The organism is Dyadobacter sp. 676, from assembly GCF_040448675.1.
Classification (GTDB): Bacteria; Bacteroidota; Bacteroidia; order Cytophagales; family Spirosomataceae; genus Dyadobacter.
The window spans coordinates 3,072,684-3,092,500 of record NZ_CP159289.1 but is presented as its reverse complement, the minus strand read 5'-3'; the positions used below and the strand labels follow the sequence as shown (position 1 = coordinate 3,092,500).

Below are 19,817 nucleotides of genomic sequence, written 5' to 3'. Positions count from 1 at the left end.
TAACGATCTGGGCACTGTCTCGGCCGTGAGCTCGGTGAAATTGTAGTAGCGGTGAAGATGCCGCTTACCCGCCACGGGACGGAAAGACCCCGTGCACCTTTACTATAGCTTTGCATTGTTTTCGGGTCAGGGATGTGTAGGATAGGTGGGAGGCTGTGAGTGGGCGTCGCCAGGCGTTCAGGAGCCAACGTTGAAATACCACCCTTCGCTGGCCTGGGATCTAACTGCTCAATGAGCAGGACCGTGCATGGTGGGTAGTTTGACTGGGGTGGTCGCCTCCAAAAGTGTAACGGAGGCTTCCAAAGGTCGGCTCAGCACGCTTGGTAACCGTGCGTGGAGTGCAATAGTACAAGCCGGCTTGACTGCGAGACCGACGGGTCGAGCAGGTGGGAAACCAGGGTATAGTGATCCGGTGGTTCTGTATGGAAGGGCCATCGCTCAAAGGATAAAAGGTACGCCGGGGATAACAGGCTGATCTCCCCCAAGAGCTCACATCGACGGGGAGGTTTGGCACCTCGATGTCGGCTCGTCACATCCTGGGGCTGGAGAAGGTCCCAAGGGTTCGGCTGTTCGCCGATTAAAGTGGCACGCGAGCTGGGTTCAGAACGTCGTGAGACAGTTCGGTCCCTATCTGTGGTGGGCGTAGGAAGATTGACGGGGGCTGACCTTAGTACGAGAGGACCGGGTTGGACCCACCGCTGGTGAGCCGGTTGTTACGCCAGTAGCATGGCCGGGTAGCTATGTGGGGAATAGATAAGCGCTGAAAGCATCTAAGTGCGAAACTAGCCCGAAGATGAATCTTCCACATAAGGGTCGTTGTAGACTACGACGTTGATAGGCTGCAGGTATACGTGTCGAAATACACTCAGCTGAGCAGTACTAATTACCCAACAGCTTGCACATTTAATCTTTATCTTCATCTCTTCTACTTCCAATATGACATGAAATTCAATGTTGAATGTCTGAATCAGTGAATATCTTTTATTCAATCATTCAAAATTCGATCATTCAATCATTGAAATACTCAAAGAGCTTGTTGGTGACTATTGGCCGGGTGTTCACCTCTTCCCATCCCGAACAGAGAAGTTAAGCCCCGTACCGCCGATGATACTTGGTTCAAACCTGGTAAAGTAGGTAGTCGCCACAATTATTTACAAAAGCCTCACAGAAGTGAGGCTTTTTGCATTGTATGCATTTGATTACCTCAGACTCACCCACCTCGATGGGATACGGCTCGAAAAAGAACTGTCTTTTGTTTTTCAGCTCTTTTTAAACCCGATTACTTTAAATTGCCTGCCATTTGCCAGCTATTAGGAAACCATCTGCCACGTATTACGCCGGTGTAGGGGATCATTTCCGCATTGGCTTGTTTTAAGCATCTGAGAGGTTTTCTGTGCAGGAGTCGGAACTCCCGTACTTCGACCTGAAGTAAAGGGATTAAACTGGATTTATCGACTATCCGGAAACACCGGGAAAGCAAAAAAAGCCGATCAATGCTGACCGGCTTTCCATTAAATATAAAAAACTTACTAATGCAAGACTGACGCGATCCTTGATTGACGTTGCATGAATTCAATTGAAGCAGCAACAATGCCGGCGGTATCGATGCCACACTCATGGTACAATTCTGCAGGCTCTCCGTGCTCCACGATGGTGTCCGGGATACCCAGGCGTTTCACCTGGCTCGTATATCCGTGATCGACCATAAATTCAAGCACGGCACTGCCAAATCCGCCTTGCAGGCAGCCATCTTCAAGTGTCATGACCCTGTCATAGGACGAAAATATTTCGTGCAACAGAGCCTCGTCTAACGGCTTTGCGAAACGCATGTCGAACAGGGCAGCATTCACACTAAGTTTTTCCAATTCCTCACACGCTTTCAGGGCGAAGTTGCCGAGCGGGCCAAGTGAGAGAATCGCGAGGTCGGTGCCGCTTTTGATTTTTCTACCCTTGCCTATCTGGATTTCTTCGAACGGAGTCCTCCATTCCGGCATTACGCCGTTGCCCCTAGGGTACCGGATGGTAAATGCATTCTTGCCCGACTGAAAAGAGTCCAGCTGCGCTGTATACATCATATTCCGGAGTTCCTGCTCATTCATTGGCGATGCAACCACCATATTTGGAATACAACGCATATAAGCGATGTCATATACGCCATGGTGCGTAGGACCGTCGGCACCGACTAACCCTGCCCTGTCGAGACAGAATATGACGGGTAGCTCCTGAATGCATACATCGTGCACGACCTGATCGTAAGCGCGTTGCATGAATGTCGAGTAAATATTGCAGAAAACCACTTCGCCCCTCGTCGCCATACCTGCAGAGAAAGTAACCGCATGCTGTTCCGCAATACCGACGTCGAAGGCCCTCTCGGGAATTGCTTCCATCATGATGTTCAGGGAGGAACCCGACGGCATTGCAGGTGTAATACCTACAATTTTTGGATTTTGCCGGGCGAGTTCCACGATGGTATGGCCAAACACATCCTGATATTTCGGTGCCTGGGGTGTGTCGTAGACTTTCTTCTTGATTTCACCCGTTATCTTGTCAAAAACGCCGGGAGCATGCCATTTTGTTTGATCCTTCTCCGCCGGACCGTAACCTTTTCCCTTTATGGTAAGGCAATGCAGGAGCTTGGGCCCCGGGATGTTTTTAAGGTCTTTCAGCACTTCGGTGAGGTGGCTGATATCGTTGCCGTCGATAGGGCCGAAATAACGTAATCCAAGCGATTCGAACAGGTTGCTCTGACGAAGGATTGCAGTTTTCATCGCCGTTTCAACCTTCGAAACGATTTCCTGCGCGCTCTTGCCGAAATTGCTCATTTTACCGAGCAGGTTCCACACTTCGTCCTTAAACTTATTGTAAGTCTGCGAAGTGGTAATGTCGGTCAGGTATTCTTTCAGCGCACCGACGTTCGGGTCGATGGCCATGCAGTTGTCATTGAGGATAATCAGCAAATTCGAATCCGTAGCGCCGGCGTGGTTCATGCCTTCGAAGGCTAGCCCGGCGGTCATAGCGCCGTCACCGATAATAGCAATATGCTGGCGTTGGAAGTTCTTCTCCAGTGCGGACGCTACCGCCATTCCGAGCGCCGATGAAATGGAAGTAGACGAATGCCCGACTCCAAACGCATCGTAAACGCTTTCTTTTCTTTTTGGGAAACCAGAAAGGCCACCGTAAACACGGTTGGAATGGAACTCGTCGCGCCGGCCTGTGAGGATCTTGTGGCCGTAAGCCTGGTGGCCGACGTCCCACACGAGCTGGTCGTCGGGCGTATTAAAAACGTAGTGTAATGCTACGCTTAGTTCAACCACACCCAGGCTAGCGCCGAAGTGACCGCCGTACACGGACACGTTGTCTATGATAAATTGCCTTAACTCGTTACAAACCTGCGGAAGCTGAGAACTATCCAGTTTTCGGAGATCTTCGGGAGAATTAATTGTCGCTAATAATTTTCCTGGCGTTATAAGCATACCGTAGGGCTATTGAATCGAATTTACTAGCTGTCCGCTTTATTAAATAGTCACAAAATTAAGCAAATACGTATTAAATGCGACTATTATTTTTGCTGGCTTGCCTTGAACAACTTCTGCTTTTCCTCGCGTGTCAGACTTTCATAGCCCGATTTCGAGATTTTATCCAGGATCGAATCGATCTCCATCTGGTCGGGCATTTCGATGGTGCCCGACGAAGATGATGAATACACGCTTGTACTGCGGTAAACCTGCCGCTCGCGGTAAGTTACCTGCATCGACGGGCGCTTCCGGAAAATACGTGACCACACAGCCAGAATGCCGTAGATCGGCTTACCCAAATCTGTCCCGTTTTGCAGCAATTTGATGAAAACATAACCTGTAAACGCGCCGCCCAAATGCGCCAGGTTACCGCCTGCATTCGGTCCGACGGTTTGCGCGAGCGAAAGGATTATGTAAAAAAGCGCAATGAATTTGATGCGGACAGGGCCGAGAAAGATCAGGTTAAACGTATAATTAGGCAGCAAAGTTGAAGCTCCCACAGCCACCGAAAACGCCGCGGCGGATGCGCCGAGCATTCGGGAGCCCTCTATATGTGCCTGAAAGTAAGGGAGTAAATTGTATAAAACAATATAAATCAGCCCACCGGCGATCCCGCCAAGCATGTACAGCGCCACGACCCTCTTCGCTCCCAGATATTCATCCACCAGTTTCCCGAACCAGTACAGAAACAGCATATTGAACAGGATGTGGAAAATATCGTCGTGCGTGAAGAAGTAAGTGATGAGCGTCCAGGGCTTGTATATGAACTCTTCCGTGGCTGCAGGAAGCTGTAACATATTGATTACCAATGCATACACATTCGAAGATTGGGAAAGGGTAAGCACAATCTTCATCAGCAGCAGGATCAGGAATACTGCCGTATTTATCAGGATAATCTTTACAAGTGCGTTCTCGGATTTCGCGAATTCCCGTTTTACGTCGTCAACAATATTGCTCATCTTCTAATAGAAATTTGATTTTTGCGTTCCCCAGTAACGCAACAATATATATGCAAATAGCATTCCTCCAACGTGTGCGAAGTGGGCAACATTGTCGGACTGAGCGTTTTGTATCCCCGAATACAGTTCGAAAAGCCCGTAAAAAGCGACAAAATATTTCGCTTTTATCGGAAACGGTACGAACAGGAGAAACAGCTCCGTGTTTGGAAACAGCAGACCAAACGCCATCAGAATCCCGAAAATTGCTCCCGAGGCCCCGACCATAGGGATGCTGATCGACCAGGCATAAAAACCCTGTACCAGCTTAATACTCTGTTGAATATACACCGAATTGGTTGGATTTCCTTCGAAAGAATTTAAAAATTCCAGGTTCGGTTCGTAAAGAGGTTCGGCGTGCTTGCTCAGAAAATCGGCCAGGCCGTCGGGGGTAGGGTTTTGGGTAAATAACTCAACAGCCTTCGCTACCTGCCAATTTTCATAGAGCCCTATTCCGGAGAATAGCAGCCCCGCTCCGATCCCGGTGACGAAGTAAAAAATCAGGAAGCGTTTCGGGCCCCATACTCTTTCCAACAGCGGTCCGAACATGATCAGACCGAACATGTTGCTGAAAAGATGCCCGATACCGCCATGCAGGAACATATAACTTACAAGCTGGAAAATATGAAACTGAGGCGACAGCACAGGCATGAGCGCGAACTGTTCTTTCAGACTGAAAACAGAAGAATCTATGAAATAGAAAAGTATATTCAGGATCAGTAAATTCCTTACAGTAGGGGTTATGGCTAACATATTCAATTAAAATTCAAAAATTTATCTCCAATTAACTGCGTATACCCGGTTTTCGTTTCTCAGTTCCGGAATATATTTGCCAGCTTTTCCATGGTCAGCAGGACGATGATCGGCTCGCCGCCGGGTGTTCGGTTGGGGTCCGAGGACGAGAACAGCTGGTTCATCAACGTGTGTATTTCCATGTGTGACAATTTGACCGCATAGCGCACCGAGAAACGCTTGGCCAACGATCGGGAGAGACTTTCTGGTTTATTCAGTTTAAGGTCGGAATAGCTCTGTTTAAGTTGCTCGATCAGCTCCTCAAACAAATCCTGCTCGCTTTCCTCCGGCAAATCGGCCGGAATACCTCGTATGATAAGCTCATTCGACCCGAACTCGTCAAACTCGAAACCAAGGCTCCGGATCTCCTTTTTAGTCTCATGCACGAGTTGCATATCCGAATGCGTGAGCCGGATGGTTTTCGGAAAAAGCAGCTGCTGGCATGCACCGTTACGGTTAATGAGCATCTTGCGATATCTTTCGTAGAGAATGCGTTCGTAGGCGGCTTTCTGGTCGATGAGCATGATTCCGTCCTTCACCTGCGACAAAATATAGCGGTTATGAAGCTGGAACAACAGCGCATCGGCCTCGGGAGCGGCCACTACTTCGGATGCCATCCTGTTCACCTTGCTGGCGACGGTTTTGGCCTGCTCCTGGTATACAGGTCTCGAAGCGGTAGTCGTACCTATTTCGAATGCAGCCAGTTCGCGGTTCCGGTCTTCGGTGTTTTGCAACCCTTCAAACAATTTGCTCCAATTGGTCAGGTTCGATTTGGAAGCCGTATTCCCGCTCTTGCGCGGCTGTGCGGCCCAGTCGGGCATTACAGTGCGCGGAATAAGGTTAGGGCTTGGTTCGACGGGTGAGGTTGGGTTGAGAAAATTGATGTTCTCTTCAAAATCGATGGATTGTGAAAGATTGTACACCCCCACGGCCTTCTTCACTGCCGCCATGATAATCGCATACACCGAACGCTCGTCGTCGAATTTGATCTCCGTTTTGGTAGGATGAATGTTGATATCGATATGGGACGGGTCGATGTCGATAAACAATACATAAAACGGGTGACTACCCTCCGGAATAGTGCCGTCGAATGCGCTGATTACCGCGTGATGCATGTAATTATGCTTGATGAAACGGTCGTTGACAAAGAAGAACTGCTCTCCACGCGTCTTGCGGGCAAATTCGGGTTTGCCGATGTAGCCGCGGACGTTAATGTAAGAAGTGTCTTCCTGGCAATAGGCCAGTTGCTCGCGGTAGCTTTTACCGTAAATATCGATGATCCTTCTCACAAGTTTCACCGGTTGCAGATTGAAAACTTCTGTATCGTTATGGTGCAGCGTCAACGCGACTTCCGGATGCGCCAATGCAATGCGTTGAAATTCGTCGAGCACATGACGCATTTCGACGGAGTTCGATTTGAGAAAGTTCCGGCGTGCCGGTACATTGAAAAACAGGTTCCGTATCGAAAAGCTGGTGCCTTTGGGGCAAGCGACGGGCTCCTGCGCCTTGATCTCCGAGCCGTCGATACGTATCAACGTACCCAGCTCTTCCGACTCCTGACGGGTACGCAATTCCACCTGCGCCACAGCCGCGATGGATGCCAGCGCCTCGCCGCGAAAGCCCATTGTCCTGATCCTGAATAAGTCCTCCGACTGCCTGATCTTGGAAGTAGCATGCCTTTCGAAGCACATGCGCGCGTCGGTTTCCGACATGCCGATGCCATTGTCGATTACCTGGATAAGCGTTCGGCCCGCCTCTCGCAGTATCACCTGCACCTTCGTCGCCTTCGCATCGATCGCATTCTCCATAAGCTCTTTCACCACCGAGGCGGGCCGCTGAACGACCTCTCCCGCGGCGATTTGGTTGGCTATGGAATCGGGTAATAGTTGGATGATGTCGGATGAAGGCATGTCGGAAGTGGCAGTTAACTTTACTATAACAAATAAACAAAAATTTTTTTTTACGGCCTGGCCAATTTCGACGGGTAACAAATCGGGTGGTTTTTCTTTTTCAAGAATCCTGATTGAAATAATTACATTAATAATTCAAATTTTACACAAAAGGCAAGCGTTATTAGAGTAAAAACTTGTTGACTATTAATTATTTGTATAAATTGGGATACTAACCCACATTAATAAGCACCTGATCCTGTTATGAAAACGCCAATTATCAAGAGATTTAATTTTACAATGGCCTTGCAATGGCTGATCTTCTTACCAGTCATTCTGCCGCTTTGCATCATTTTCGGCGCCGTTCAGGGCGTCATGAATATGGTAGAAAAAATGGCGCACAGGATGTGGGCGGATATGGAACTGTGAGTCCGGTACCGGCATATCGATCGGCGTATCAGGTAGATATAAAATGAAAAGAGCCCGGAATTTTCCGGGCTCTTTTCATTTACGGTTATTGCTTAGAACTTCCAGCGTACGAATGCTTCCATCGCTTCGTATTCGGCCAGGCCGAGGGAGTCGTACAGGCGGGCGGTTCCGCGGTTGCGCTCTTCGGCACGTTGCCAGAACTCGCGCGAATCTTCGCCCTGGAACACCACACCATCTTTCTGCGACTGGTGCTTGAAGATTCCCTGACGTTTTTTCAGTACCTGGTCGGGGCTCATTGGCACCGCCATTTCGATTTCATAAATATCCCATTCCGCCCATGCGCCGCGGTATAGCCATACCCAGCAATCTTTCATGAAATTCTTATGTTTCGAACGCTGCAATGCGGCCTCAATGGCGTCCCAGCACACTTTGTGCGTGCCGTGCGGGTCGGCGAAGTCGCCGGCTGCATAAATCTGGTGCGGCTTGATTTCCTCGATCAGGTTTTCGATGATTTTGATATCTTCTTCGCCGATCGGCTTCTTTTGAACAGTACCGGTTTCATAGAAAGGCATATCCAGGAAATGCGCCTGGCTGGTTGGAATGCCCACAAAACGGCAGGTGGCCTTGGCCTCGCCGCGACGGATCAGGCCTTTCACCTTGCGAACCTCAGGTGTATCGATTTCGCTGTTTTTGGTGTGCCTCAAAAAGTCTTTCGCATCCTGGAACAGCTTGCTCGCATTCGGGCTGTCGATTCCGAAGCCTTTGTTGAAGTCGACCACAAAATCGATGAAACGCAATGCTTCGTCGTCGGCTACGGCGATGTTACCGGAAGTCTGGTAGGCAACGTGTACCTCGTGGCCCTGGTCGACGAGGCGCTGGAATGTCCCACCCATCGAGATAATGTCGTCGTCGGGATGCGGGCTGAAAATCAGCACGCGTTTTTTCGCAGGTTGGGCACGCTCCGGACGGTGCGTATCGTCCGCGTTAGGCTTACCACCCGGCCAGCCGGTGATGGTATGCTGCAACTGGTTGAAAACATTGATATTGATCTCATAGCAAGCACCATATTGTGCCAGCAGGTCGCTCATACCATTGTCGTTGTAATCCTTGTCGGTCAGTTTCAGGATCGGTTTTTTCAAGGTTTGCGACAAGTGCGTCACCGCTTTCTTGATCATTTTATTATCCCAAACTACCGAATCCACCGCCCACGGCGTCTTGATGCGCGTCAGCTCGGAAGCCGCGCTTTCGTCCACCACGAACGTAACGTCCGCATGCGCCTGCAGGTAAGATGCCGGGTTCAGCTCGGTTACGGGACCTTCCACGGCGCCGCGGATTACGGATGCTTTTCGTTCACCCCAGGCGAGCAGGACAATGCGGCGTGCATTCAGGATCGGCGCAACACCCAATGTGATCGCCTTGCGGGGCACATTGTGCAGTCCGCCGAACTCCATGCTCGCGGCGGCGCGCGTCGAGTGGTCGAGCGTGATCAGGCGCGTGTGCGAGTTGATGAGCGAGCCCGGTTCGTTGAAACCGATGTGACCGTTGCCACCGATACCGAGGAGCTGGAAATCCAGCCCGCCTACCGCATTGATTTTATTCTCGTAGGACGTGCAGTAATCGCGCAGCAAAGCGGCGGGTACCGTTCCGTCCGGAATGAAATAGTTTTCTTTAGGAATATCGACATGATCGAACAGCTGCTCTTTCATGAACCGGTGGTAGCTGTAAATGGAATCCGGCTCCATTTGGTAGTACTCATCCAGGTTGAAAGAAATCACATTCTTAAAGCTCAAACCTTCTTCACGGTGCATACGCACGAGGATCGCGTAAACGGTCTTCGGCGAAGAACCCGTCGCAAGTCCCAAAACGCAAGGCTTGCCTTCCTTTTGTTTCTGACGGATCAGGTCCGAGATCTCTTTTGCAACTGCATAGGACGCTTCTTTGGAATCGGCAAAGATCTGCGTCGGGATCTTTTCATAGGTAATGGGTTGCCCTATGGTGCCGGTAGTGCCTTTTCCATTACTGGAAGCTTGCATCAGGATTGTTTGTGGACTTACCGTTTGTTGGCTCATAACTAAATGTTAAGTGATGTAAGAGTTTCGTGAATAGACTGGAATTAAACCGCAAGTTACTCATGTGTTCGATCACGCACGAACGATTTGACCACAAAAGTACAACGGAAAACAATTATTATTAAAATAATTTAAGAAATAACTTACACTTAAAATTACGCCTGTCGCCCGTCTGCGGGCTATTTGTCCGCCCGATGCTTATCGGCCGGTTGGCACTTTAAATATAAAGTAAGTGTTCCTATTTTATTCCAAAATAATTGCTTGTATTTTTGCGGCTTATTCCACGAGTATCACACCATTTTTTCTGACAAATCCCATGTCTACACTCACCAGCGTTGAACGTGACACCACCATTTTTGATCTGATTAACAGAGAAAAACATCGCCAGGAGTCTGGTATCGAACTGATCGCTTCTGAAAACTTCACATCGCGTCAGGTGATGGAGGCGTCGGGCAGTGTGTTGACCAACAAATATGCGGAGGGCCTTCCGGGCAAGCGCTATTACGGCGGTTGCGAAATTGTCGACGAAATCGAGCAGATCGCGATCGACCGTTTGAAAGAACTTTTCGGTGCTACCTGGGCTAACGTACAGCCACATTCGGGAGCACAGGCCAATACGGCCGTTTTCCTGGCTTGCCTGAACCCCGGCGACAAAATCATGGGTTTCAACCTCGCACACGGCGGTCACCTTACACACGGTTCTCCTGTGAACATTTCGGGTAAATATTTCCAGCCTGTATTTTATGGTGTAGAAGCGGAAACCGGTCTGATTAACTGGGATAAAGTTGAAGAAACCGCATTGAAAGAGCGTCCGAAACTTTTGATCTGCGGCGCGTCGGCGTATAGCCGCGATTGGGATTACGAGCGCCTGCGTGCGGTGGCCGACAAAATCGGCGCATTGCTGATGGCTGACATTTCCCACCCTGCCGGCCTGATCGCAAAAGGTCTTTTGAAAGATCCGTTCGATCACTGCCACATTGTTACTACTACGACTCACAAAACACTTCGCGGCCCGCGTGGCGGTGTCATCATGATGCGCAACGATTTCGAAAACCCGTTTGGGATCAAAACGCCGAAAGGCCAGCTGCGTACCATGTCGTCATTGCTCGACTCGGGCGTATTTCCCGGCACACAAGGCGGACCTTTGGAGCACATTATCGCTGCCAAAGCCGTTGCGTTTGGTGAAGCATTAGGCGAAGGATACTATAACTATGCAACCCAGGTTGCGAAAAACGCCCAGGCAATGGCCAAAGCATTTGTAGAAAAAGGCTACCGCATTATCTCTGGCGGTACCGACAACCACCTGATGCTGATCGACCTGCGCACTAAAAACGGTGTGGAATCGGGCCTGACAGGTAAACTGGCCGAGAATACATTGATCAAAGCGGATATCACCATCAACAAAAACATGGTGCCTTTCGACGACAAATCTCCGATGATAACGTCGGGAATGCGCGTAGGGACTGCAGCGATGACCACCCGCGGATTGGTTGAAGCGGATATGGAGCGCATCGTGGATCTGGTAGATACCGTGCTGGTTAATCACGATAACGATGCGAAGATCGCCGCCGTGAAAACAGAAGTGAACGAGTGGATGAAACAATATCCATTGTATTAATATAAATGTATTACAAAGCTGCGCGGTGACCCCGGTTGCCGCGCAGCTTTTGTTTTTATGGCTGGTCTAATGCATTGATGTACAAATCAAAGGAGTTGAAATGCATTTGTCACCATTCGCCTTTCGTTAATTAATGGTTGGCGGGAAATATATAACACAAAGAATTGTGTCCTAACTTGTTTTGACTTAACAAGTTTTTCATAACTTTGCACTCCAAAATCGAATTAATTGATATGAGCAAGAAAAATACGGGCGAATCCGGGATTGAAATCATCGAATCTCCGGAGGCATTAGCAAGCCAGATCAATAAAGCAGAGGTTTTTTTCTTAAAAAACCGTAAGGTTGTTCTTGGAATTGGGGGGGGCTATTCTGGTTGCTATTATCGGCTTTGCCGGTTACCGTTTTTATATCGATGGCCAGGAAGGTACCGCCCAGAATGCACTTGCGAGTGTCGTTTACGATTTTGAAGCCGATTCATTGCAGAAAGCATTGAACGGGGCCGGTGGTAACGAAGGCCTTTTGTCTATCGCTGACAACTACAAGGGAACCGACGCCAGCAACCTCGCGAACTTCTACGCGGGTGTGGCTTTGCTGAAACAAGGCAAATATGACGACGCTATCAGCCGTCTGCAATCGTTTAGCTCTTCGGATCTGTTGATTCATGCACGCGCTCAGTCGTTGATCGGCGACGCCTATCTCGAAAAGAACCAGCCCGCCGAGGCGATCTCATACTATCAGAAAGCCGCTGATTATGAGAAGAACGAATATTTTACACCGGTTTATCTGATGAAATTGGCGCTCGCTCAGGAGAAGGCTAACCAGCCTGCCGACGCGATCGCTACCTATAAACGTGTTGTGGACGAGTTCCCGCTTTCCTCGGAAGTGGTGAACGCCAAGAAATACATGGGATTATTAGAGGGACAGGTCGGCAAATAATGGTTAACCATTCTGTTTCTGAAAAAAGGATAAAGCCGACGCCGGTTTTATCCTTTTTTTATTCCTTTAATCCGAAATTTTAAATAGTACCTGTTTTTAATTAACCTATTGAAAATCAATGTCAAGTGCCGATAAAAACCTGAGCGTATTCACCACGGAAGGACTTCCGGATATTACCCATAAAAAATTCGCGATCCTGGTAGCCGAATGGAACAGCGAGGTTACCGAAAAACTATTCGAAGGCGCTTACCAAACACTTGTGACCTACGGGGCCTTGCCGGCGAACATCGTCAGAGGCAATGTACCGGGAAGCTTCGAGCTCACAATAGGCTCGCAATGGTTCGCACAACGCGCCGATATCGACGCCGTAATTGCATTAGGCGTTGTAATCCAGGGCGAAACCAAGCACAACGACTACATTAACCACGCTGTGGCACAAGGCATTACAAACGTCAGTCTGAAATACGACAAACCCGTTATTTTCGGCGTACTCACGCCTAACAATATGGAGCAGGCACTGGAACGCGCAGGCGGCGTGCACGGTAACAAAGGCGACGAAGCGGCCATTACGGCGATCAAGATGCTGGGACTCAAAAATTTAATTTTGAATGACTGAATGATTGAATGATTGAATAGGGCGTGTTACTGTTTAGCGACAGAATTCACGCTTAATTTTTTGCTGGAAAAAATATTCGGTCATTCAATCATTACGCGTTCAGTATTCAATCATTCAATCATTCGGTCATTCAATCATTCAATCATTCATAATTACTATGCAAGTCTGGAAATTTGGCGGTACTTCGGTAGGGAAGCCTGAGCGTATGCACTCAATCCGCGAACTCCTCAACAATGATCCTAATCGTAAAATTGTGGTTTTGTCGGCATTGTCCGGTTCTACCAATGCGCTGATCGCTATCGGAGAAGCGGCCAAGTCGTATGACGACGCCAAGGCAGCGGCATTGATTGAAGAGTTGAAAAACCATTATGACCTGTTTATCAAAGAACTGTATTCTACGCCGGAAGCATTGGCGGCAGGTCAGCAGATCGTCGATTCGGAATTCGGGTTCATCAAATCGCTGGTAGGCGTGAAACCCTTCACGATCAAGCAGGAAAAAGAGCTCGTTGCGGAGGGTGAAATATTGAGTACCAAAATGTTCCAGGCTTATCTGGAAGAAAAAGGGGAAAACTCCGTATTGCTGCCTGCATTGGATTTCATGCGCATCGACGCCGATGGCGAGCCTGAGCTGGCGACGATCGAAGAGAAATTGGTGACGATTCTGAACCAATATACCGACAAGCAGACGATCATAACGCAAGGCTTTATTTGCCGCAACCCGCGCGACGAAGTGGATAACCTGAAAAGAGGTGGTTCCGACTACACCGCGTCGTTGATCGGCGGGGCCATCCGTGCGGACGAGATCCAGATCTGGACCGATATCGATGGAATGCACAACAACGACCCGCGCATTGTGAAGCGTACCTTCCCGATCCGTGAGCTGACGTTCGAAGAGGCGGCCGAGCTGGCATACTTCGGTGCGAAAATCCTGCACCCGAGCACCATTACGCCCGCGAAACTGCGTGGCGTGCCGGTCCGTTTGAAAAACACCATGCAGCCCGAAGCGCCGGGTACGCTCATCGCGACCCAGACTTCCGACCGCGACATCAAAGCCATTGCCGCGAAAGACAATATCACGGCGATCTACATCCACTCGACACGTATGCTGAATGCTTACGGTTTCCTTCGCAGGGTGTTCGAGATCTTCGAAAAATATAAAACACCGGTGGATATGATCACGACCTCCGAAGTATCGGTATCTGTAACGATCGACAACTCGGAAAACCTGGAACAGATCAGCGCCGAATTGCGAGAATTTGCTGATTTAGAGGAACATGACCGCGATCAGAACATCATTTGCATTGTAGGTAATTTCAGTGCCGACAAGGAAGGAATCGCCCTGAAAGTGCTCGACGCATTGAAAAATATTCCGATACGAATGATTTCGTACGGCGCTTCGGAGCATAACCTTTCGTTGCTTATCCATTCAAAATACAAAGCGGAGGCATTGAACGTCCTCAACGAGCGCCTGTTCTTTTACGAGGATGCAATGAAGGACATATTCACAGCGCCTTAATTTCAAAGTAACCAAAAACATTAAAAGCTGATCGCCGACAGCCGACAGCCGACAGCCTCATGTTACAAACCAATTTTATCCGCGAAAACCGCGAGTTGACCATCGCGGGGCTTACCAAAAAGCATTTCAAAGATGCCGAGCAGGCGGTAGACCGCATTATAGACCTGGATAGCAAACGTCGCCAGGTGCAGCAGGAGCTGGACGACGTGCTGGCAGCGTCCAACAACAAAGCCAAGGAAATCGGCGCATTAATGAAAGCCGGCCAGAAAGCCGAGGCGGAAGCCGCCAAGGCCGATACCACCGCATTGAAAGAGCGTTCCAAAGCATTGGAAGAACAGCATAAGGCATTCGAGGAGAGTTTGCTGCAAGAGCTCGTGAAACTGCCGAACCTCCCGCACGAGAGCGTTCCCGAAGGCCGCACCGCCGACGACAACATAACCGTGCTCGAAGCCGGTACCAAGCCGACATTGCACGAAGGCGCATTACCGCATTGGGATTTGATCAAAAAACTGGGCGGTAACCTGGCCCCGATTATCGACTTTGAACTCGGTAACAAGATCACCGGCGCAGGCTTCCCTGTGTACAAAGGAAAAGCCGCCCGTTTGCAGCGTGCGATGATCGCATTCTTCCTGAACGAGGCGGGCAATGCGGGTTATACAGAAGTGCAGCCACCGATTGTAGTGAATGCCGATTCCGGATTCGCTACGGGGCAGTTGCCGGACAAGGAAGGCCAGATGTACCACGCGACCGTGGACGATCTTTACCTTATTCCAACTGCGGAAGTGCCCGTTACCAACCTGTACCGCGATATAATCGTGGCTGAAAGCGAATTACCTGTGAAAAATGTGGCATTTACGCCCTGCTTCCGTCGCGAAGCAGGTAGCTGGGGCGCGCATGTACGCGGGCTGAACCGTTTGCACCAGTTTGATAAGGTCGAAATCGTGCAGATCAACAAGCCGGAGGAATCTTACAAAGCGCTCGATGAAATGGTTGACCATGTAAAAAGCCTTCTCGAAAAGCTGGAATTGCCTTACCGTATCCTCCGCTTGTGCGGTGGCGATATGGGTTTTACCTCAGCATTGACCTACGATTTCGAAGTATGGTCGGCCGGGCAGCAGCGCTGGCTGGAATGCAGTTCTGTTTCAAATTTTGAGACTTACCAGGCCAACCGTTTGAAATTGCGCTACAAGAACGCCGATAAGAAAACGCAGCTCCTGCACACGCTGAACGGCTCCGCACTGGCATTGCCGCGCATCCTGGCCGCATTGCTCGAAAACAACCAGCAGCCCGACGGGACCGTGAAAGTACCGGCCGTGCTCGTGCCATTCTGCGGTTTTGATGTGATAGAGTGATACTTTTAAATGCATAAGCAAAGGCTCTCATTCCAGTGAGGGCCTTTTTGCGTTTTGAAGCAATGCGGTCACGCCGGTCTGGTCCATGATGAGCCTTCCTACTTTTTCAAATGCGGCGCCTTCTTCTATTTTAAATGTGTTTCGGAATTGATGGTCGGTAATGCGTGTGCGGAAGCAGCGAAAACTCACTTTCGGGTGATCGGTATAATGCCTGATCAGTTCATGCAGGTGTGTCGAAACGAGAAAATATGAACCCTCGAAGTTCGAAAAGCCATCCAGCACCGTTTGGGAGCAATGCAAGGCATCCTCCTGATTGGTACCACGGAATAATTCGTCCACAACCACAAAACACTTTTCTCCGTTGCTCAATGCCTCGGAAATTTGTTTGATACGCATCATTTCATTGTAAAAATGGCTGAAACCCTGATCGAGGTCGTCGGAGAGGTGAATCGAGGTGAAGAGCCGGTCGATAAACGGCAAATGCAGCGATTTCGCGGGTACGGGCCAACCCAGGTGTGCGAGGTAAAGAATGAGCCCGCAGGTTTTGAGAAAGGTGGTCTTACCGCTCGTATTCGCGCCGGTGACGATGCAAACCGGCTGGTTGGTTGTCAACGCCAGATCATTCGCTACCGGATCTGTAATGAGCGGATGCCAGGCGTTTGCTGCGGAGAAGTTTTGGGAACGCGTATCAAAAACCGGGAATGACAGGTCGTGCCGTTTGGCCGTTTTAATAATCGCCAGGCAGGCGTCGAGCCGGTAAAGCGTGTCCAGCATATGCCGGAATTTGTCCCGGTGGCTGATCCGGAAATGATAGTCGAGGTAAAAGATCGCGCCGTTGGAATGTTTACTATCCTTCTTTTTCAGAAAAAGCGATAGGACGGGGGAGAAGATGAAGTCCCGCAATGCGGCAATGTCTTCTGAAATTTCCTCCGGGATTATGGTTTCCGAAAGGTTGCTCAACGTCGATTGTACCGCTCTCACCAGCCGCAATGTGGCCAGTACGCCGCTTTGAATGCGATAGAATTCGGCTTTATTGCGGATGGAATACCACCATGTGTCGAGCCAATGCATGACAGCATCCTGCGACATGGAATGCGCTACGCTCAATGCATAATAACTTTCCGCCGCAGCGGCATAGGCCCTGGCGATATTGACCTGCCATGCCGCCGGGCGGATCGCCATGGCTTTTAAGAGGTCCTGGAAACGTATGACTTCTTCGAGAGTCTGCCGCGGCTTCCCGATCATGCTTTTCAGGTAATCCGCGCCGCCGAGTGTGCCGGCGTGGTCGTAAAATGCCAGAATGCTGGCCGCTCGGCTGTTTTCGGGCAGGAGTTGTAGTTCGTGTAAGGTATGCCGGTCTATGGGCTGCATTCGGGCTGTTTTGGGTATTTCCAAATGTAGAAACCGCGGCGGAATGCAGGCCGTTAAAGAATGTTAAACTTCGTGCTTTTTGGGGAATGCGAGCCAGATGAAATAGCCGGTGAGGATTACAATGGCGGTCTGCATGGCATAATCGATGAGCAATTCGGTTGAAGCTGCGGTGTCCGAAGGCGTCATATAGCAAGGCATCCCCAGCCGCCACCAATAGGAAGGATGCACGACGCAAAGCAGATTGAATACGAAAAGGATCGTAACCTGTGTTTTGTTCTTCCAGTCAATCACATAGAACACCAGCGGGAGCAGGAAAAGGAAGATATAATTGCTATAAGCGCTCTGTTGTACGATCATCATCGTAGCATATAAGACCACCCAGACTTTCGAGAGCATTACCCGGAAATCGGCATTACGAAGCCGCCATGCGGCCATGCAGGCGAGCCCAACCGATACTACCAGACCGATCCAGTTCCAGAACTTCTCGCCAACACCGATGGAATTGTAAAACCACGGATTTAGTACCGATGGAATGTTCGGGGCGCGTAATGTTTTGGCTTCATCGAGGGGCTGCATAAATTCCAGTCCGACGAGCGGGTACAATATGCTCAACGAGACAATGCCGAGAATGGCAATGGGAATGACAAAGCGCACCTTTTGTTTTTCCAGTAAAAACAAAGGCACCACGATGAGCACGAAAATGGCCTTGGTCATCAGCAAACCAATGGCCAGAATGATCGCGTACCATTCCACACGCAATGTGCGCTCCCGTACGAGATATGCGAAGATCACGAAAAGCCACATCCACACATCCTCCTGCGCGCCTATAACGCACAATACGAGCGAGCCCGGGAGCAACAGGTAAACAAGCGCCCGGAACAGGAATGTACCCCGCGTTTGGAATGGCCTGAAAAAATGGTAGGAAATAAGTAATGCAATGCCGTCCATCACGGCCATTGTCAGGACGATCATTTTCGGATTGTACCAAATTTTCAGCCAAATGCCGAGGAAGTAGGCATAAAGGGGCGAGTAGGGCGACCAGAAATCGCGGTACACGACCTGGCCCATCGACGCCTTGCTGCCTTCGTCCCAGAAGCCGTTCACATCCGAGGTCGGCTCCATGTTCGCGACAAGGTACACCGCAATGAATGGTAGCAGACGCAGGAGCACCCATGCTATGGCCATTACTGCATTTGCAGATTTCTTTTCTAACCAGTCGGTCAGAGCCTCCTTTTTGAATAGTAATGCGGCGGTAACCAACAATGCGGCTACGCTGATGACGGTTTTGGCAAGGACTATATTCATGCCGTTGCCAGAGTTTGGGAGTGAACTACCTTACGATAAGTTTCGCGGAGAATCCATAGGAAGCAAAGTACATTCAGGATTTGCAGCACGTACTCGAACAGGTAGGAAGTATTGGCGAACATGCTCAGCGACGTGTACGCGGGCTGTTTGATATACACCCATACAAACGGCTGCACGACCGTAAGCCAGTTCAATGCGAGCAGCACTACCACATGGGCAGTTTTGCGGATATCGATGATCTCGAACAGAACGGCCATCAGGTAGGCGATCACGTACGCACCCATCGCGCTGGCCTGGAAAAGCATCATGCACACGAAACATGCGATGAAAATACCCGGCAATACTTCGCTGACATGCCGGTGCCTGGCTTTGAATGCCATATAAACAGGGATGAAAACCGTAAACAGCAGCCCGAACCAGTTGATAAGCGTCGATTTTTTTCATCCACATGAAAGACGATCTCCACGAAAGGCCTGAGCACCGAGAACAGGTTCGGGGTCATGAGCTGCTCGGTGTGCCGGATCGGCATCAGGAACAGGTCACCGATTTGCCAATAAAGAAAACCCACAGCCGGTAAGCCGATGGCCGCCATAACCAGTAACATTTTGACCGGTTTTTTGACCATCACCAGCAATGCCGGCAGCAGGAATATGAATGTGACCTTGATTGTCAGCAGTGTCATCGCGTACAGCACTCCGATACCCACTTCGTAGTTGCTTCTGTTCCTGATCGTGTAGCGCCAGATCAGCAGCGCGGCCCCCCCAGAACCACACTTCTTCCTGCCCGTCGACAAGGATGTACATGAACGCGGCCGGAAGCATATAGTAAATCGCGGCCAGTTGCAGCGCTTTCGGGCTGCGGCTTTTGTAAGTATCGTAAGTGAGCCAGAGAATGGCGGTTTCCATCAAAACCATAAAGAGAACGATTGCCCGTGCATTGTGCCAGATCCATATCGGAAGGCTGATGATGTAGGCGTACAGCGGGGCATGGTACGACCAGAAATCGCGGTACACGAAGCCACCAGCCTTGGCGCCTTCGGCTTTGTAGAAAAAGAAAGGGATATCGCCCCGCGGTTCCTCGTTGACGATCAGGAAAATGCCGATCCAGGGAATGAGCCGGAAAAGCACAAAGCCTAATGTAAGGATCAGTTTATCGTTTTCCCGCTGCCATTTTGAAAACAGGTCCGAACGACTGATGGTCCAGATGATTCCGATTGTCAATGCAAGGTTAATGAGCAGCTTAATGTAAAAAACGGTAAGAACGGGCATGTGTAATCTGTCGTGATCAGGGCGCAAACTTAAGACAACTTTTCTTCAAATCGGCCTTCAAAACCCAAAGTTTTAATTGGTTAGGAAATTGTATGCTTGCATACTGTTTTCATAAATCTTATTTTTGAAAATCTTCATCCTCAAAA

General features: G+C 49.7%; 14 protein-coding genes, 2 rRNA genes and 1 pseudogene (1 of these 17 only partly in view). 8 read left to right on the top strand and 9 right to left on the bottom strand.

The genetic code is table 11. From position 1 onward, the window contains the following. Positions 1-903, top strand: a 23S ribosomal RNA gene (locus tag ABV298_RS13925) (it extends 1,911 nt beyond the left edge of the window). A gap of 132 nt (positions 904-1,035) precedes the next feature. Further along, positions 1,036-1,147 (top strand): 5S ribosomal RNA (rrf, locus tag ABV298_RS13920). Between the two features lie 382 nt (positions 1,148-1,529). On the opposite strand, the gene dxs is transcribed toward rrf, so the two are convergent. The 4 genes from dxs to mutL form a co-directional block, all read right to left on the bottom strand. Then, positions 1,530-3,473 carry a 1-deoxy-D-xylulose-5-phosphate synthase gene (dxs, locus tag ABV298_RS13915; RefSeq protein WP_353722681.1) on the bottom strand — a complete coding sequence of 648 codons (1,944 nt, stop codon included), beginning with the start codon at positions 3,471-3,473 and terminating at the stop codon, positions 1,530-1,532. 86 nt (positions 3,474-3,559) lie between these two features. Next, positions 3,560-4,474 carry a rhomboid family intramembrane serine protease gene (locus ABV298_RS13910; RefSeq protein ID WP_353722680.1) on the bottom strand — a complete coding sequence of 305 codons (915 nt, stop codon included), beginning with the start codon at positions 4,472-4,474 and terminating at the stop codon, positions 3,560-3,562. Between the two features lie 3 nt (positions 4,475-4,477). Further along, a complete protein-coding gene (locus ABV298_RS13905) occupies positions 4,478-5,263 on the bottom strand; it encodes a rhomboid family intramembrane serine protease (protein WP_353722679.1) in 786 nt (261 codons plus the stop codon). Positions 5,264-5,322: 59 nt separating this feature from the next. After that, positions 5,323-7,212 carry a DNA mismatch repair endonuclease MutL gene (gene mutL, locus ABV298_RS13900; RefSeq protein WP_353722678.1) on the bottom strand — a complete coding sequence of 630 codons (1,890 nt, stop codon included), beginning with the start codon at positions 7,210-7,212 and terminating at the stop codon, positions 5,323-5,325. Between the two features lie 243 nt (positions 7,213-7,455). On the opposite strand from mutL, the gene ABV298_RS13895 reads away from it, so the two are divergent. After that, positions 7,456-7,620, top strand: coding sequence for a hypothetical protein (locus ABV298_RS13895; protein ID WP_353722677.1), 165 nt, complete (start codon positions 7,456-7,458; stop codon positions 7,618-7,620). Positions 7,621-7,712: 92 nt separating this feature from the next. On the opposite strand, the gene nagB is transcribed toward ABV298_RS13895, so the two are convergent. After that, positions 7,713-9,653 carry a glucosamine-6-phosphate deaminase gene (gene nagB / locus ABV298_RS13890; RefSeq protein WP_353722676.1) on the bottom strand — a complete coding sequence of 647 codons (1,941 nt, stop codon included), beginning with the start codon at positions 9,651-9,653 and terminating at the stop codon, positions 7,713-7,715. 352 nt (positions 9,654-10,005) lie between these two features. Between nagB and glyA the strand changes: the two genes are divergently transcribed. The 5 genes and pseudogenes from glyA to serS all read left to right on the top strand — a co-directional run bounded on the left by glyA (position 10,006) and on the right by serS (position 15,727). Next, the gene (glyA, locus tag ABV298_RS13885; protein WP_353722675.1) at positions 10,006-11,307 is read left to right on the top strand and encodes a serine hydroxymethyltransferase; all 1,302 of its coding nucleotides are present in this window, start codon (positions 10,006-10,008) and stop codon (positions 11,305-11,307) included. 233 nt (positions 11,308-11,540) lie between these two features. After that, positions 11,541-12,243: pseudogene (locus ABV298_RS13880) on the top strand (tetratricopeptide repeat protein). 118 nt (positions 12,244-12,361) lie between these two features. Continuing rightward, positions 12,362-12,859, top strand: coding sequence for a 6,7-dimethyl-8-ribityllumazine synthase (gene ribH, locus ABV298_RS13875; protein WP_353722674.1), 498 nt, complete (start codon positions 12,362-12,364; stop codon positions 12,857-12,859). Positions 12,860-13,016: 157 nt separating this feature from the next. Beyond that, the gene (locus tag ABV298_RS13870) at positions 13,017-14,375 is read left to right on the top strand and encodes an aspartate kinase (RefSeq protein WP_353722673.1); all 1,359 of its coding nucleotides are present in this window, start codon (positions 13,017-13,019) and stop codon (positions 14,373-14,375) included. 59 nt (positions 14,376-14,434) lie between these two features. Beyond that, a complete protein-coding gene (gene serS / locus ABV298_RS13865) occupies positions 14,435-15,727 on the top strand; it encodes a serine--tRNA ligase (protein WP_353722672.1) in 1,293 nt (430 codons plus the stop codon). A gap of 27 nt (positions 15,728-15,754) precedes the next feature. Here the strand turns inward: serS and ABV298_RS13860 are convergent, their stop codons facing one another. The 4 genes from ABV298_RS13860 to ABV298_RS13845 all read right to left on the bottom strand — a co-directional run bounded on the left by ABV298_RS13860 (position 15,755) and on the right by ABV298_RS13845 (position 19,671). Further along, positions 15,755-17,098 (bottom strand): DNA mismatch repair protein MutS, encoded by a 1,344-nt coding sequence (locus ABV298_RS13860; protein ID WP_353722671.1) that lies wholly within the window; start codon positions 17,096-17,098, stop codon positions 15,755-15,757. A 63-nt stretch (positions 17,099-17,161) separates the two neighbouring features. Then, the gene (locus tag ABV298_RS13855) at positions 17,162-18,403 is read right to left on the bottom strand and encodes a hypothetical protein (protein ID WP_353722670.1); all 1,242 of its coding nucleotides are present in this window, start codon (positions 18,401-18,403) and stop codon (positions 17,162-17,164) included. Next, on the bottom strand, positions 18,400-18,783 hold the full coding sequence (locus tag ABV298_RS13850; protein ID WP_353722669.1) for a hypothetical protein: 384 nt from the start codon (positions 18,781-18,783) through the stop codon (positions 18,400-18,402). Before ABV298_RS13850 ends, ABV298_RS13855 begins: the two co-directional genes overlap by 4 nt. A 159-nt stretch (positions 18,784-18,942) precedes the next feature. Next, positions 18,943-19,671 (bottom strand): hypothetical protein, encoded by a 729-nt coding sequence (locus ABV298_RS13845; protein WP_353722668.1) that lies wholly within the window; start codon positions 19,669-19,671, stop codon positions 18,943-18,945. Positions 19,672-19,817 lie beyond the last annotated feature (146 nt).

What these genes read in the sequence shown, in the direction of transcription:
- ABV298_RS13870 (WP_353722673.1), top strand. Translation starts at nt 13,017, where the DNA reads ATGCAAGTCTGGAAATTTGGCGGTACTTCGGTAGGGAAGCCTGAGCGT.
- ribH (WP_353722674.1), top strand. Translation starts at nt 12,362, where the DNA reads ATGTCAAGTGCCGATAAAAACCTGAGCGTATTCACCACGGAAGGACTT.
- ABV298_RS13845 (WP_353722668.1), bottom strand. Translation starts at nt 19,671, where the DNA reads ATGCCCGTTCTTACCGTTTTTTACATTAAGCTGCTCATTAACCTTGCA.
- ABV298_RS13855 (WP_353722670.1), bottom strand. Translation starts at nt 18,403, where the DNA reads ATGAATATAGTCCTTGCCAAAACCGTCATCAGCGTAGCCGCATTGTTG.
- ABV298_RS13860 (WP_353722671.1), bottom strand. Translation starts at nt 17,098, where the DNA reads ATGCAGCCCATAGACCGGCATACCTTACACGAACTACAACTCCTGCCC.
- ABV298_RS13895 (WP_353722677.1), top strand. Translation starts at nt 7,456, where the DNA reads ATGAAAACGCCAATTATCAAGAGATTTAATTTTACAATGGCCTTGCAA.
- ABV298_RS13910 (WP_353722680.1), bottom strand. Translation starts at nt 4,474, where the DNA reads ATGAGCAATATTGTTGACGACGTAAAACGGGAATTCGCGAAATCCGAG.
- glyA (WP_353722675.1), top strand. Translation starts at nt 10,006, where the DNA reads ATGTCTACACTCACCAGCGTTGAACGTGACACCACCATTTTTGATCTG.
- ABV298_RS13850 (WP_353722669.1), bottom strand. Translation starts at nt 18,783, where the DNA reads ATGGCATTCAAAGCCAGGCACCGGCATGTCAGCGAAGTATTGCCGGGT.
- nagB (WP_353722676.1), bottom strand. Translation starts at nt 9,653, where the DNA reads ATGCAAGCTTCCAGTAATGGAAAAGGCACTACCGGCACCATAGGGCAA.
- serS (WP_353722672.1), top strand. Translation starts at nt 14,435, where the DNA reads ATGTTACAAACCAATTTTATCCGCGAAAACCGCGAGTTGACCATCGCG.
- dxs (WP_353722681.1), bottom strand. Translation starts at nt 3,473, where the DNA reads ATGCTTATAACGCCAGGAAAATTATTAGCGACAATTAATTCTCCCGAA.
- mutL (WP_353722678.1), bottom strand. Translation starts at nt 7,212, where the DNA reads ATGCCTTCATCCGACATCATCCAACTATTACCCGATTCCATAGCCAAC.
- ABV298_RS13905 (WP_353722679.1), bottom strand. Translation starts at nt 5,263, where the DNA reads ATGTTAGCCATAACCCCTACTGTAAGGAATTTACTGATCCTGAATATA.